The organism is Succinivibrio dextrinosolvens DSM 3072, from assembly GCF_900167015.1.
Classification (GTDB): Bacteria; Pseudomonadota; Gammaproteobacteria; order Enterobacterales; family Succinivibrionaceae; genus Succinivibrio; species Succinivibrio dextrinosolvens.
In genome coordinates, this window is record NZ_FUXX01000003.1 from 80,940 (window position 1) to 96,704 (window position 15,765).

Annotated in this window: 14 protein-coding genes; 1 reads left to right on the top strand and 13 read right to left on the bottom strand. The window is 37.8% G+C overall.

Translation table 11 applies throughout. The features are described from left to right. Positions 1–29: 29 nt before the first annotated feature. The 10 genes from B5D46_RS01665 to B5D46_RS01710 all read right to left on the bottom strand — a co-directional run bounded on the left by B5D46_RS01665 (position 30) and on the right by B5D46_RS01710 (position 11,282). Entirely contained in the window at positions 30–1,025 is a 996-nt protein-coding gene (locus tag B5D46_RS01665) for a hypothetical protein (protein WP_078927950.1), read from the bottom strand. A gap of 237 nt (positions 1,026–1,262) precedes the next feature. Next, positions 1,263–2,036, bottom strand: coding sequence for a nucleotidyltransferase domain-containing protein (locus tag B5D46_RS01670; protein WP_159442992.1), 774 nt, complete (start codon positions 2,034–2,036; stop codon positions 1,263–1,265). After that, complete coding sequence (locus B5D46_RS01675; RefSeq protein WP_078927952.1) at positions 2,023–3,048, bottom strand: DNA polymerase beta superfamily protein; 1,026 nt, start codon at positions 3,046–3,048, stop codon at positions 2,023–2,025. Before B5D46_RS01675 ends, B5D46_RS01670 begins: the two co-directional genes overlap by 14 nt. 402 nt (positions 3,049–3,450) lie before the next feature. Next, positions 3,451–5,271 (bottom strand): AAA family ATPase, encoded by a 1,821-nt coding sequence (locus tag B5D46_RS01680; protein ID WP_078927953.1) that lies wholly within the window; start codon positions 5,269–5,271, stop codon positions 3,451–3,453. Positions 5,272–5,601: 330 nt separating this feature from the next. Then, on the bottom strand, positions 5,602–6,474 hold the full coding sequence (gene ttcA, locus B5D46_RS01685; protein ID WP_078927954.1) for a tRNA 2-thiocytidine(32) synthetase TtcA: 873 nt from the start codon (positions 6,472–6,474) through the stop codon (positions 5,602–5,604). Position 6,475: 1 nt separating this feature from the next. Continuing rightward, positions 6,476–7,444, bottom strand: coding sequence for a universal stress protein (locus tag B5D46_RS01690; RefSeq protein WP_078927955.1), 969 nt, complete (start codon positions 7,442–7,444; stop codon positions 6,476–6,478). A 516-nt stretch (positions 7,445–7,960) separates the two neighbouring features. Then, a complete protein-coding gene (locus tag B5D46_RS01695; RefSeq protein WP_078927956.1) occupies positions 7,961–8,518 on the bottom strand; it encodes a lytic transglycosylase domain-containing protein in 558 nt (185 codons plus the stop codon). After that, positions 8,511–9,212: a DotH/IcmK family type IV secretion protein gene (locus B5D46_RS01700; RefSeq protein ID WP_143675580.1), complete on the bottom strand. Its 702-nt coding sequence runs from the start codon at positions 9,210–9,212 to the stop codon at positions 8,511–8,513. Before B5D46_RS01700 ends, B5D46_RS01695 begins: the two co-directional genes overlap by 8 nt. A gap of 20 nt (positions 9,213–9,232) precedes the next feature. Next, on the bottom strand, positions 9,233–9,862 hold the full coding sequence (locus B5D46_RS01705) for a YigZ family protein (protein WP_078927958.1): 630 nt from the start codon (positions 9,860–9,862) through the stop codon (positions 9,233–9,235). 79 nt (positions 9,863–9,941) lie between these two features. After that, complete coding sequence (locus tag B5D46_RS01710; protein WP_031492809.1) at positions 9,942–11,282, bottom strand: ATP-binding protein; 1,341 nt, start codon at positions 11,280–11,282, stop codon at positions 9,942–9,944. A gap of 387 nt (positions 11,283–11,669) precedes the next feature. On the opposite strand from B5D46_RS01710, the gene B5D46_RS01715 reads away from it, so the two are divergent. Then, the gene (locus B5D46_RS01715; RefSeq protein WP_078927959.1) at positions 11,670–12,464 is read left to right on the top strand and encodes a ZIP family metal transporter; all 795 of its coding nucleotides are present in this window, start codon (positions 11,670–11,672) and stop codon (positions 12,462–12,464) included. Between the two features lie 47 nt (positions 12,465–12,511). Here the strand turns inward: B5D46_RS01715 and B5D46_RS01720 are convergent, their stop codons facing one another. The 3 genes from B5D46_RS01720 to B5D46_RS01730 form a co-directional block, all read right to left on the bottom strand. Next, a complete protein-coding gene (locus B5D46_RS01720) occupies positions 12,512–12,970 on the bottom strand; it encodes a hypothetical protein (protein ID WP_031492805.1) in 459 nt (152 codons plus the stop codon). A 71-nt stretch (positions 12,971–13,041) separates the two neighbouring features. Further along, positions 13,042–13,437 (bottom strand): DUF1036 domain-containing protein, encoded by a 396-nt coding sequence (locus B5D46_RS01725; RefSeq protein WP_031492804.1) that lies wholly within the window; start codon positions 13,435–13,437, stop codon positions 13,042–13,044. A 273-nt stretch (positions 13,438–13,710) separates the two neighbouring features. Beyond that, a complete protein-coding gene (locus B5D46_RS01730; RefSeq protein ID WP_078927960.1) occupies positions 13,711–15,633 on the bottom strand; it encodes a SurA N-terminal domain-containing protein in 1,923 nt (640 codons plus the stop codon). Positions 15,634–15,765: the final 132 nt, after the last annotated feature.

Sequence of the window (15,765 nt, forward strand, 5' to 3'; positions counted from 1 at the left end):
CTTATACTCTTATGAATAACCTATAAGAACTATAAGTTAATGCCCACTTTTTCTAAAGAATCAAAAAAAGTTGATAGATACTCCTTCTCAAGAGCTTCTTCAGTTTTAATCTCCTGATATCTAACTGTTTTATAAAACTCATCAACTTCAATTTCGCCTTTTAAATATTTGCTAAGGGGAATAAGCTTAAGTTCATTGCCATGAAGCAAAGATAGATTTGCATATTCAAGTTCATAGCTAAAAGGAATCCCCCAACCACTTCTAAAACCGGTTGCAAAAGGATAAATACCATAGTAAAGAATATCTCCAAAGGAGCGTCCTTGTTTGTAATCCTCAGGTTTTTCCGGATGATATCCAAGATATACACTGCTATGATTACGACCCAAAGTTACGATATCACCTCGTTTAAAAGGCATAGGAATGCCTATATACATTCCGTCAATACCAACGCCGTAAGTTTTGCAGTTATTGTCATAGACATAGATATCCATCAACTGAAGATTATTTGAATAAAAACAGTAGCTAGAGCCTGAAAGATAATTATCTCCACAGTAATACGCATCATCAAACAAGATTTTCTCAATGCGAAAACGTTCGTTGTCTCCCATTTGATTTTCTTTTGAGTATTTTTGAACTGCATCAAAGCAGCTCTGAAAGGATTTAAAATATCCTAAAAGATCCGAATCTGAATTACTTTCATACTCAATTTTTGCCTGATAGAAGTAACCTTGGGAATAATCTTTCATAAAAGCAGTCATTGCTTTTACATCACTGATGTATCTTCTTATAAATTCATGGGATGTAATACCAACGAGTTCAGAATAATTAATCTCATCAGTAATTGAGGTTAAAGGAAGATCATCTGAGGATTGAAGATACGATTCTAAAGCCTTTACCTTCTCATCAACGCCAATAAACGAGCAGGCTAAGACAATAAAAATTTTCTGATCAGGACTAAGTTTGTAATCAATATCGTAAAGATAATGTCTAATGTCTTTTGAATTAACGTACCTTATAAAGTCCATGAAGAACCTCCACTCTTTTTTTTAATAGGATAAAAGAGGTTCATTCCAGATCTTGATAGATATGAAGAAAAGAAAAAAACATCAGGAACAAAAACTGCTCTGTTTCAAAGCACAGACTTTGAACTAGAAGATTTTATTTATAAAGTTGATTTTTTATCATTGCTCATAATCCTAAGCATTAGTTTTAATCTAATATAGGAGCTTATTTGCGGTGTTCTAAATCTTAATGAAGAGTTTCTAAGCAATCACCGTTGAATAGAATAGCCTATTTAATGGCGTAATGTCCTTTGGACTGTCCTGCTTTAAAGACTCAGCATAAACCTTTAATCCAGGAAGTTCTTCTCTGATAAAGGAATCCAGATCTGCATAGCGCTTCTCCTCATCTTTCTCTTTGATTCTGGACTTGATCTCTAATATCTCCTTTACAGTGGACTTAAGTTCAGAAGGGAGATTATCTTCAACAAGATCACTAAAAGTCATAGGAGGCACCTTACCATGCCCTTTAATAAACTTTGCCGCAAGGATTACCCTTAATATGTACAGATAGCTTTTATAACTTATGGTGCTGTTGCTTTCATTTGCTTTGAATATATGCGCACCTTCACCGTAGTAATGGTAGATACTGGCCTTAGGATTGAAATAAACCTTGATATGCCCTGCTATCTGTTCCCATTCGTCAGTATTTCTGTAGACTATCGGAGAGTTTGCCCACTCAAAGGCAACACTGTTGGATTTGTATATAAGCTTTAAGTATTTACCTAAGTCCCATCCGACCATATCCATTTCAGCTGTAGGATAATACTCAAGAGTATCTTCAGCTTTACCGAGGTTAAAATAAGCCTCTGGTTGTTTCACATATATAAAACGAACATCATAATCACTGTCAGGTGAGGCAAAGCCCCAGGCTCTGCTTCCGGATTCAATTGCAAAAAGAATCCTGACATCATGCTTACGTTCAATTTCAACAAGATGGCACTGAATCTCTTCAAATGATGATTTACTGTTTTCCATTGAGAACAATCTCCTCATTAAGAGAGATTACGAATTCTTCAATCCGATTTCTGTCTGGTTCATCGGGAAGAGATGTATGTTCTGCCGCATACTGGAATCTAGACTCAAGATCATTTACAAGATCGAAGAATTCACTTTTATAAGAGCCATCTTCATTCTGGAAATAACCATTTCTAATCTGCATCAGAAGATCGTGATCCTGTTCTCTGCAGGTAATAATTTTCTCTGTCTCTAGTAAATCTATTCCCATCAGGAAAAGTCTTACCAGATGCATAGAATGCTTGTTCAGGTGAAGATCATCCTTCTTGCGGTTTCGATGCTGCAGCTTGTCATAGTTTCTGACAACATATTCGAGCTCTGAGAGAATGTTCTTGTAATCTCTTATTGGGTAATGCTCAAGATTAACATCAATAAAGATTTCAGAATCCAGTTCAGGATTTATAGCCTGTCCTTTGCTCAAGACAATGCTGCCGTTATCAAAGTAGGTATATTTATCTTTAAGATTTCTTAAACTCTTCTGCAGAGAATTGAAGATATGATCTTCTTTATCACTCTGAGAAAGGTGGTCACGAGCCAAGGCATTCTGCAGGCGTCTTAGCTGATCATTGGCATAATCTCCAAAGGCATTTATCGCTCTTTTGGATAGAAACATTCTGTGATTATCAAGAAGAGCCCTTCCCTGTGGCTTAAGAATAAAGTAATGTTCAGGCTTAAGTCCAAGAAGCTCAATGGTGTTTGGATTGCAGCGCTGTAGCAGCTGTACAATCCTTTTTAGGCTGTAAATTACGGTATCAGTCTCCACTTCAGTAAACTGTTCAAAATCACCAAAGCCAAGTAAATCTCTTTTAGATGGAAGCGCAACACCTCTAAGATCAACATCACTGTTCTCATTGGCAGTACCATAGCCGTGGCTGCCTGTAAGTCCAAGCAGTATGATGTTATCTCCTAAATGCTCATTGCTCTTTAAAAAGTCATATTCTGGTGAATTAAGAATCTCTTTAGATACAGTCAAAATGAAACCTCAAACTAGATAAAAACTATTCCCCTTATTATGAAGGATTATCGTTCCGAAAACTGATATCCGATTAGATAAAACTGCCTTTATGATTTTTTATGAGATATCAAAATACGGAATGATGATGTTATAGACTTAAATATGTAAATGGTTCTAGGGATTGTGTTTTGAGACAATTACCGGGGAACTGTCAACTGGGAGTTGGTTGGGGAATTCGCCCTTCTGTAATATACGTACCGGAATCGAATGTCGTATTTCTCTCAAAATTTAAGCAAACTTCCCAAATCTAGCCTATATTTATACTTTTGTCTTCTTATAAAAATACTAAGTTCCTCACGTTGGCCCCACAGTAGGGGGATTCCGCGGCAAAGATAAAACTACTAATTACCTAGGCCTAGATTATCTCTTCTCAGCCATATTACCAAGAGATTTAACCACGCAATCCTTACCGCCAAAGCCAATTCCTAATCCATAAACTTTGCTGTATTGCTCTTTTATATATGGCTCAGCATATTTCTGTTTAATGATTTGATCAACTGCATTATTAGCACTGTCTATACGGGATAAACGATCATTGTTACCCTTTTTTAATTCCAGAACAGTTACTGTGTCAGTTGAATCCCTTTTAAGTACAATATCAGGGAAGCCAGAACCTTTTTCAATCTCCTCAAGAAACTCAACTCCTTTTGCGGCACAGGCAAATCCAAGTACACCTGCTAAAAAACCATGATAGTAGAATTCACTTCTAGTATTTCTTACACTTAAGAAACTCATAAGCATGGATGTTATAAGTTCCTGAGCTTCCAGAGATCTATTCTCTAAAAGCAAATCTACAAGAGTCATTGCCTGATTGAACCAATAAGGATTATTTTCTCCATATAAAAACTTCTGTTTTGCTCTAAAGCAGGAGAGAACTTCCTGATTTGGAATCCTGATTGCAACCTCTCCGGCATAATCAGAGTTCTCTGCGTAAGTAACGTATCCAGTATGCAGCATAAGCGTCATAAAGACATCAAAGCTTACTCTGTCACGAATATCAGGATAAGTTGTAAATTCCTGTAAGGTGATGTTTACTGTTTCACCATCTAGAATCTGCTGCAGTCTGGACAGATTTTCAGCGTCATGTGATTCCATATTATTCTGGATAAACAGGTTAATTAAATCATTACCACTTGTGTTAACCCAGAATGGCTGAGGCTTGTTATTATCCCCATGAAGTGCCTTATTGCAGTAGCAGATTAAGCTCCAAGGGCAGAAGATATGATTTTTACCAAATCGATAACCGTCATACCACTCTTTTACATCAGATTCCTTATCGGAGAGCTCGCAGTCATCAAGAAGTTTTCTGGTTTCATCCTTGGTAAAGCCGAAGAATTGGGTGAATGGTTCATCACTCATGCCGTAAGTAGTAAAGTTATTGGCATCAGTAAAAACACTCTGATGTGCAATTCTCAGACAACCTGAAACAATTCCTTTATAAAGCCATGTCAGATTATCCTTTTTAAAGGTATTGCCACTAATGGTCCTGATTATTCCAAGCATATCATCGTAGTAAGGATTTTTTGCAGTAACAGCCTTCTGCAGAGGAACATCATATTCATCTATAATTACAATAACCTTACGACCAAACTCCTTATACAGCATAGCTCCAATTTGAGGAATTGCAGTTCCTAAAATTGAAATTGCTTTACTTAGATTTTGAGGTTCATACAGTTCATCTTTCTGTAGAATACAGAACTTTTTATTGTCTATGTATTTTTCAATATCATCGGAACTTTGTATTGAACTTCTGGTAAGAAAATCAAACTCGCCATACAGCATTCCAATTTTATAAACAAGTTGCGCTACAGCCTGTTGAAAACAGGTGCCTTCAACTGTTTTAAAAGAGATGCTGATTACAGGAAACTCACCCATGACTTTCTCTCGAAGTTCTCTGTAATCATCACCTGCAACAGCCAGACTTCTGCCATTATCAACAAATAGTTTCTGCTGATAGGATTTATCCTGAGGATTCTGATAGTTTAACTTGCAGAACTCTTTGATCATGCTCAGGTTAAGAGTTTTACCAAATCTGCGAGGACGGATAAAGAGTGAATTCTTATCATCTGAGGAGCTCATAAAAAGAGTTTTTAAATAAGCAGTCTTATCAACGTAATATGCCCCACCGTTGATAATTTCTTCAAAATCTTCACTGCCAGTATTAAATTTTACATCCTTCATAAGAGCCTCATTCTCCACTATATCGGAACTAATTGTATCACAAGCGGTTATTTACGGTATTAGAGCCTCGCTATGTTTCTGTGATTTTTCCGTGAGTTAAAAAATATAAAAACGCAAATGCAACTTTAAAAAGTTCAATCTATTTTGTTGGTCAAAAAAAATAGCAATATCGGGTCACAAGAAAGCAATATCCAACAGAAAAATAATATCGTCACTTAAGACAGGAGAAAAAAGAGAATAGAGGTAATTGAGTTTGTCATATAGAATCGCCCCTTCAGATAGAACTGACAAAAGCGATTCAGCGACAATAAATAGATTTAAAGACAGGTCTTACTTCACCTTAGGACCATTGGAAATTTTTGTAAAATCAAAAAGTTCCCTATCTAGAAGATGAGATGGAGCAACATTCTTTAAAGACTTGAAGACAATATCAGCACGCTTTGGATATTCTTTATCCCACTGCTTAATCATCCTATTCATGTTGGCTCGCTGCTGATCCTCTCCCCAGCCGCAAAGCCCCTTAGGCAGCAGCGGATATTCCTTTAGCTTTGACAGAGCAATCAGATCTCTTTCACGGCAGTAGATTAAAGGACGAATCACAGTAAGATCGTCTTTGTCATTTCTTAAAACCGGAGGCATTGCCTTCATCATGCCTGAGTAAAACAGATTCAGGAAGAAGGTTGATAAGCAGTCATCCTTGTGATGACCTAAAGCAACCTTGTTGGCACCAATCTCTCTTGCAAATGAGTACAGAAAACCGCGACGAAGTCTTGAGCATAAGGAGCAGTAAGGAACACCATCTTCAAGCTTTTCCTTGCAGATCTCGTATACAGGTCTTTTCAGCATGTGATACTCAAGACCGACCTTCTTTAAATGGTCCTCTAAAAGATGCTCTGGTGCGTTTGGAAAGCCTGAATCAATATGTACAGGGATAAGAGTAAAGTCTATAGGAGCGGAACGCTTTAGAGACAGCATCATATCCAGAAGAACATAGCTGTCCTTACCGCCGGACATACAGACTAAGATCTTATCGCCCTCTTCAATCATGCCGTAATCACCAATAGCATGACCAACCTTACGGCGAAGTCTCTTAAAGAGCTTATCTGCCTTGTATTTTTCCTGCTTATCTTCAATATTAAAATATGGGCTGACATTACGGGCGTAAGCATCAGCCTGCTCTGGTAGATTCTTGTCGTTCTGCATTTTAGAAACTTTTTGATGGAGTGGTTGTAGGAACAGCTCTGACAACAGCCTTAGGAGTTACAACAAAGACATCACAGTCAATACTGTCTGCAACTCTCTCGCAGATATTGCCTAAAATTGCACTGGCAATACCACGTCTTGCAGAGGTTCCAATAAATAGTGCAGTAGGCTTTATCTCCTCGCACTTGCTTAAAATGACTTCGTCAATTGCACCTTCGGCAATGAAACAGTCTTCTGGTTTGATTTTATGTCTGTTTGCAAACTCTAAAGCCTTATGACAGCTGTCCTTTAAGGACTCATCATACAGACTGTCTGGAGTAAATCCAGGCATATCTACGGCAATAGGCGGAATAATTGGAGGAACTGCATTGATTAGTACAATCTTGCAGCCTGTAAATGTAGATAGATACTGAGCCTCACGAAGCAGTCTCAGATTTGTAAGCTCCGATAGCTCATCATCGGGTTCACTCAGATCAATTGCAACAGCAATCTTCCCTTTTGGTGTGAAAATCTGATCTTTTGCGATATACACAGGTATAGGTGCATGACGCAGCATCTGCCAGTCTAACGGTGTAGAAATAACATTATCCAGTACACCATGGATATCAGCTGTTTTAATCAGAATATCTGCACAGAGATCTTTAGCTAAAGAAACGATCTCCTTGCCTACTTCCTTTGAGAATAAAACCTTACGTTCAATATTTACACCCATGGCATTGATAGCAAGGTAGGCATTAAGCCATTTTGAAAGCTTTTCTTTGTAGCTTTTCTCATACTCTTCCTTGTCCACTGCTAGAATAGAGGTAATATTCCAGTTCTCCTGAGCAACAGGAAGTACAGCTGTAATCTTGATATCAGCATTCTTCTTATGAGCCTTGGCATACTGATATAAAGCTAAAGCTCTTTCCAGTGCAGGCTGTCTAACCTGTTTATATTCAATAACAGCCAGAATATTATGAAAAAAGTTCAAAGGTTATCCCCTTAGCTAACAAGGATCTGAATGAGTTTTATTAACAAATCTGATTATAACGCATTGGCACAGACAAAAAAACTTATGTAGGATTACAATTTTTTCTTTAAACAGTAAAAAATAGACAAAAGAAAAAGAATATAGAAATAATATTTGGAAAAAAATAGAAAGGAATTATAATTGGCTGAGAGGTAAGAGTGTCATTCATACCTCATGAGTGATTACGTTTTTCCATATCGGTGCTGACCATAACAGTAAAACTAGAATCCCCAAAATAATTAAGGTTTCATATCTAATCCCTAATTAAATTTTATTTTACTATAGAGCCATGTTCCAGATGGCTCTATGTATTTTAGAACCATCATATCCTATATCGTCTTCCCATTCTGCATACTCATACAATTGGATACTACTTTTTTTTGTAATTTAATATTCAACAAATGAGAACAAAGACTTGTAAGAAATTACAAGAACCTCAGGCAGCAAAGAAAAACATAAAAAAAAGTTTCAAATAACCTACTGATTACAGTAGCTTTCAATCTTTTTATTGAGTTTTCTCCAGGATGACTTAACTTTCCTGATGTATCTATTATGAATTTCCGGATTGGCAGAATAGTTGTAGTGATAATTACCAACACCTCTCCAGATTTTTCCGTCTGCCCTTTCAATCTCACGTCTTAAAAGGTAGCCCATAGCCCATACATTATGACAAGGCTTACTCTTGATATCAGATTTTGTCAGATTAAATTCCTTAAGCTCTTTTAGGCGTACATCGTTAATCTGAGCAGGACCACAGTCCTGGGTTCCGTTCTTATTGGTACGGCATTTGCCGTTGATAGGGCCTCTTTCCACGTCAAGCATGGCATATAAAAGCTCTTCAGGTAAATCAAACTGATAGGCAGTCCAGGCTATGCAGTTACGAACATCCTTGTATTTGTTCATAACACCTGTGCTGTAGGCAATATCTCTCCAGTGAGCAGCCTTACCATGACACTGCATCTGAGCTGCATCTGATGACTGGGATAAAACCAGAAGACCTGCAAGTAAAAAAGAAAATAGTTTAATCTTATTCATGGTTCAGAGCTCTTACAGCATCCAGAAGTGTAACCTCAATTTTATGAAGATCAGTACTGTCAAACTTTACAGAGCCGGCTGCTGGATTTGGCTGAGGAACAGGTCTTACAGATGGATACACATAACCATAGGAATTGGTTGCACTCTTAATCTTAACGGTGTTTACAACAGTTGATACAGCAACACCGTCTCTTTCCAGTCTTACAGGAGACAGGTTGAAGATAAGAGGACTTGAGTATCTTGATAATGTAACCTTAAGCTTAGTAGTGGTGGCACCGACATTCTGCTTGATTAAAAGCTCAGATGGAGATGCGGTAATCTCGGTTAAATAGCCCTGATTTTCACACTCAACAGATGCAATATCCCATGGAATACCGTTTAAATCGTAGAATCTGATAATGCTTGAGCCATAGCCTGGTACCCCGATGGTCATAAGCGGACTGTAGTTCTCGGCAATACGCATGATTCCGGCATCAATGTCGCCAGGAACAAATGGAGCAGATTCGATTTCAACTTCCTCAACAGCAGCAGAGCTGCCATTGCCAAGACTGACACTTTCGTTAATCTGTTCCTTGGTACGGAACTTGGTTAAGGTATCAGATAGCTCTGGAGGAGGAGCAGGCATAGTAATAGCCATAGAACCAAAAGGCACCAGCAACATTCCGCAAATATACATACATCTAAAAAGTTGCATCTAAATCTCCAAAGCGTTCACTAATCATCAAACTTTAGAACGCATTGACCAGAGGTTATTTTAGTAATCTCAGCACTGAAATTATCTACTGATTTTTCAGGAATTTCTACAAGATAATCGACTTTATCAGTATAGGACTGATTAACGATATTTATTCCAAGTCTTGCAAAAAGACGCTGTACCAGATTAACTTCTGAATGCTCAATTGTGAAACTGCATTTCTTAACAATCACCATAGGTGTGGTTGGGAGAGTTTCCAGAGCTGCTTTTACGCTATCCTGATAGGCCTTTACAAGACCGCCTGTACCTAAAAGTATACCGCCAAAATAACGGGTTACAACGACGGTAAGCTCACCGACATCACAATGCAGAACAACATTCAGCATTGGCTGACCTGCAGTACCGTGAGGCTCACCATCATCAGAGCACCCGGCATAGCCTGAGGAGCCAGGCTTATCTGCATTATAGGCAAAACAGTTATGTCTGGCATCAGGAAACTCTTTGCAGATCCTGTCTATAAAGGCCTTTGCCTCATCAACACCATGGGTTCTGCCGATAGAGGTAATAAAACGACTCTTTTTTACTGTAATTTCAGTACGATGTATTTCATTGCTTTTTAAATTCGGAACAAGGTAAGAGTCTTCAGTCATATTTTTTTCTTAATCAAATATTAATACCGCTATTTTATAATAGAAAAGCTGAAAACCAGCATATAAAAACATTGTTTTTCTAAAGAAATGGCAACATATACACTGGAATATAGTTTATACCGTTCTCCCATTTATAGTCCTTTGTATGAACTACATATTTGTCTTTTACGCGTCTGCTAAACTTATCGCAAAAGACATCTAACGATTTATGAGTTCTATAATTACCGGATTTAACTTCTATCGGGCATAATTTGTCCCCAACAGATATAAGAAAATCAATTTCATATAAATGGTTTGATGTTTTACTATCCATTGTATAGTAAAACAGGTTATTGCCTTTAATCTTTAAAATTTGGGCAACCGCATTTTCATAAACATACCCCAAATTAGCATCCAGCTTATCTGAAAGTAACTTGTTGTATATAACATTTTCGGTGTAATTCTTATCTTTAAATGCAAGTGTTACAAACAGACCTACATCAGAAGTAAAAAGCTTGTATCTTCCAATGTCTTTTTCCAAAGCTAACCCCACGCTAGGATTATTCGCATGATAAGCAATATTAACAGTGTATGAGCTCAACATGTCAGGTAGCAAATCAACAACATGATTAGACCTTGTACCATCTCTTGCAGAATTTAATACATATCTGGATGCATTTCCAGTTAGATTTGCTGGTATAGCGTCATATATATCTCCTGCCAGACCAGAACTATCGATTTTCGTAAAATCTTCTTCATAAAGATCTACTATTTCTCTTTTAGCCACATCGACCGCTTGAAGATTATTCGTCTCCAAATATGTCTCAATTGCCTGAGGCATACCACCGATAAGCATATATAATCTGAATATTCTCATCAGATTCCTATGCATGGCATTTCCTGCTGCCTTCTTATTTTTTAAAAGAATTTTAATTGTTTCAGCTGTGACTTCATCCCCAATCGCCCACAAGAACTCCTCAAAATCCATAGGGTACATTGTAATCTTATGTTCTTCGCTTGGAATTAAAATATCTTTTGTATTTTTCTTTATTGAAATTAAAGAACCTGTTTCAATATATTTATATCTTCCATCGGCCACTAGGTACTTAATTGCCTGTCTTGCTTTGGGAAGTAACTGGACCTCATCAAAGATAATTACTGATTCTCCTTCATAAAGTCTCGTCCCAGTTAACTGCTGAAGCTGTAGAAAGAAAAAATCCAGATTATATGTATCGTCGAATAATTCTATTATCTCTTTATTGGCATGAGCAAAATCCAGTAAGATATATGACTTAAACTCGTTTTTAGCAAACTCTTCAGCTATAGTAGATTTACCAACTCGTCTGGCCCCTTTTATGAGAAGAGCATATTTATCACTGTGAGACTCTTTCCATTCAAGTATCTCTTCATATATTTTTCTTTTAAACACTGTAGTTTTCATTATATAATCCGCCTTTTTAAAACAGATATACGCAAATCCCCGTTCAAATCAGTCAAAATTATACGCAAATCCCCATTCAATTCTGTCTAATTTATACGCAAATCCCCGTTTAATTACACTTATTATAGGTGAATCTACGTTCAAATCAATCTAAATACGCAAATCCCCATTCAATTCAGTCCATTTTATACGCAAATCCCCGTTCGATTCAGTCCAATTTATACGCGAATCCCCGTTCAGCTATTAAATAAATAATAGACAATCAGAGTTAGCTTAAGTTAACTATATTTCTCATTTAATTAAAAATTTAAAATCAAATGGTTATAATTACACTTGTCACCTAATCTTTATAAGAGAAAACAGTAAAATATTATCTGGAACAATTAAATGACTGTAGATTTTTCTTATACATTTAAACTGGCCTGCTACAGCGGTCTCTTCATATTTCTGTGTACAACCATAGGTTCAGCCTTTGTTTTTATCCTGCTTAAACACAAGGATAGAATCTATACTCAGCTATCTTTAGGCTTCAGTGCAGGTATTATGCTCGCAGCATCTATTTTTTCTCTGATACTGCCTGCAATTGAGAGCTCTCCTTACGACGGTTCCTATAAAATGGTACCTGTAATTGGTGGCTTAGTACTTGGAATCCTGTTTCTTATTGCCATAGATAAGTCACTGCCTCATCTGCATGTGCTGGCAAAATCTCCTGAGGGACCAAAATCATCCTTAAGTAAACACACCCTGCTGTTTCTGGCAATCACCATTCACAATATTCCTGAGGGTATGGCTGTTGGTGTTTCTGCTGCAACGGCAATGGATTTTACTCTTACAAGCTCAACTGTCATTCTGGCTTTAGGTATCGGAATACAGAACATTCCTGAAGGTGCAGCTGTATCCATGCCTTACTTTGCAGATGGCATGTCCCGATTAAAATCATTTCTTCTTGGAAGTCTGTCAGGTGCTGTAGAACCTATAGCGGCAATTCTGGTTGTTCTTCTGGCAGATCTGGTTGCCCCTCTTCTGCCTTGGTTTCTGTCCTTTGCAGCCGGAGCCATGATGTATGTGGTTATTGAAGAGCTTATTCCTCAGTCTCATAATCTTGGAAACTCAGACAAAGGAACAATTGCTGTTCTGATTGGTTTTATTCTGATGATGTTCCTGGACGTAAGCCTGGGTTAAAATCAATAAGGGATGCGCCATAACACATCCCCCATTTTCTGAAAATTCTAGAAAATCTTACCCAAATAAAGACCTGTAGCAAATTTTGCCGCGGCAAGCAGTCCATCTCCTAATTTATCCAGAATCGAGAAGTCATCAGGCTTAGTCTGATTATTTAAAACTTCCCAGTCCTTAGATACAGGATCTTCCTGAAGAACGGCAAATTTTTCCTTAATTGTATTCAGTCTTGAATTTTCGTTGTTTTCATCTGAAGACTTGTTGGCAAATTTATCTGAATTCAAAAGAACAGAATAGTCATCAATTAAAGAGACCTCTTTTTCTTCTCTTTTAAGTTCATCTAAAGCCTCAGATGAAGCAGCTCCAGATAGAATGGCAAGAGCTTCAGAAAATTCGTTCTTGTTTTTTCTATGATCAACACCATCCAGAGAATGATTTAATCTTAAACCATTCTGTTGGACATTAGGCGTAGGCCTGTTTACATGTTGAGTAAGTGTTAAAGTAGACATCTGTACCTCCGCGCCGGCAAATCTTGCCGTATAACTACAGGTACAGATAATTATGCAGAAATGATGCCAGATTAGTTCTGAATCTGATATTTCTCAGACTGAAGACGTTCGAAGGTTACTTCCTCATAGCCAGGCTCATGATCTTTTGGATTCTCATCATTGAACTTGTAGCTGGTCTTAACCCATGCCTTCTTGGTTTCTGAATTCTCTACTGAAGTGCCCTTACGGCAGTCGTTGTAAACATATACGTTATGAATATCATTAACGTTCTTAAGGATGATAGGTGCTTCCTCTCCTGATGCGAAAACATACCATCCCTGAGTGATCCATTTGGTCTTGTCAGCTCTTGCATTGATTGCCAGTGAACAGTCATCTGAAGTATCGTTTCTAACTTCAATCATCACATCAGCACTAACAGCTGAACAAACAAATAATCCTAGTAATCCTGCCAATAAGCCTTTCTTCATAAACAAGCCATGCTCCCTACATTAAAATTCCTGAATAACCGATGTCCTTATAACAGACATTCTCTAACAGTAAGATCTACTTACCTAATATATCTTCCTACAATTAGATTACTGATATAAAAAAATTAGACATAAATCCAAGAGTTAATCCCATTCTAAAACAAATAGTAAATATTTTTTATAAAAAAATAATAAAAATATAAGCAGATTAAAAAAAAGACCTCTGAATTATACAATCCAGAGGTCATCTTATAACTTTAAAACAGAATGCTGTTATTCAGCTGAAGCGTTCTGGCTGTTAACCAGCTTGATTGCATCCTCGTTATACTTGATATCGCTAAGCTCTCTTGCGCCCATGTGAATCATTGAGTTAGCCTTGTCAACCTTGAACTGAACAAGCTGAGCACGGATGAACTGTGAGTACTTCTCAATATCAGCATCACTTTCAGTCTTAACAGACTTCAGAACAATCAGAGTTGGATTGCCCTTGTTTGATGAAATCACACCGCTGTTTTCCTTGTTTACTACAGAGAATACGTCGTAGATAAACTTAGGATCATATGCATTATCGCCTCTTGCGATGGTCTGATTAGCATTTAACTTAACAACACCGTCAGTTGCAGCCTTCTCATTCTTGGCTACAGCAGCCTTGATTGCCTCAAGCTTTTCCTGAGCCTTGTCAAAAGCGATTGCCTCAGCAGCAACAGTCTTAACCTCTGCTGCAACATCCTCAAACTTCTTTAAGCTTGCATCCTTGTAGTCGGTAACATTGATAAATGCACATGCATCATTACCTAGCTGGATGATGTTACTGTTCTGATTTGAGGTACGAACATTCTCATCAAATGCAACCTTCTGAACCTCACGGGTATTTAAAGGCCATGGAAGTGACTCGTCACCAAATGCTACTGCACCAGACTGCTGAACCTTAACCTCAGCCTTCTCTGCAGCTAAGTCAAGTGAATCAGGATTCTCGTAAGCAAGATCGGTAAAGGTTGAGCTCTTCTGAGTGAATAAATCCAGAGCCTGAGCATCAACAAACTTCTCTTTTACCTGCTCCTTAACATCAGCTAAAGCAGGAATTCTCTCCTTGGTGATTCCATCAAGACGGATGATATGAGCACCGGCATTATCAACAACAACCTTTGAATATCCGCCAACCTTCTCAATTGAGAACAGAGCGATATCAAGCTGAGATGACAGATTGCCCTTTTCAAGATTGCCAAGAGAACCGTGAGTCTTCTTAAAGTCAGCGTCATCTGAGAATTTAGCACCAACTTCCTCGAAAGACTTGCCCTCATTCAGCATTGCAAGAGCCTCATTAGCCTTCTTCTCAAAATCAGGTGTTGAAGCCTTAATCAGAATCTGTGAGCACTCACGCTTCTGAGGAATGGTAAAGTCAGTCTGGTTCAGATTGAAGTACTCTTCAAGCTTTGCATCATCAACCTTAACCTGCTTCTTTAAATCATTTACAGAAAGAACAACATAGTTGAACTTAACAGTTGCAGGAGCCATGAATCTGTCATGGTGCTCATCATAGAACTTCTTGATTTCATCATCTGACAGAGTAATGGTATCTCTGATATTCTTCAGATTGATGCTGTATAAATCAACAACTCTGGTCTGAGCAAAAAGCTTTGCCAGAAGCTCAACTTCGTAAGGATAAACAGTTGAAGCTGATCTTAGAATTGGCTCAGCAATGGTTTCCTGAGCTAAAGAAGCTCTCATCTGCTGAGCAAAGTAATCTGGAGATGAGCCCATGTTCTTAACAGTTGCTAGGAACAGATCGTTATTGAACTTGCCATCCTTGAAGAAAGCCTTTTCCCTGCGGATAGCATCCTTAACCTGATCATCACCGATACGAATGCCCTGCTTATAGGTTTCTGAAGCTAAAGCTGCATTGTCAACAAGACGCTCTAGAACCTGCATTCTTAGAACCTTAACGGTCTCAGGATTCTCAAGCATATCGTGAATTGATGGACCATACTGGTTCTGCATTGCTCTAACCTGATCCTGATAGCTTGAATTCCACTGATTAGCAGAAATCTTGATATCACCAATCTCAACAGGATCGGTATTCAGTCTTGGAATCAGGTAATTACCAACACCAGCGAAAATGAAGGATAAAATAATAATCCAGAAAATTATCTTAAAAACTTTTCCATGCGCACCGTCACGCAGTTTATCGGTCAACATTTTTTTATTATCTCCGCAACCTTATGCTTCCCTTTTGGAACAAATTAACACCTGATTTTGACACTCTTACTCTGTTAAAGCAAGTTTATTCAGGTAATTAGATGAGGTCAGCCACAATACTGAAGTATTTCT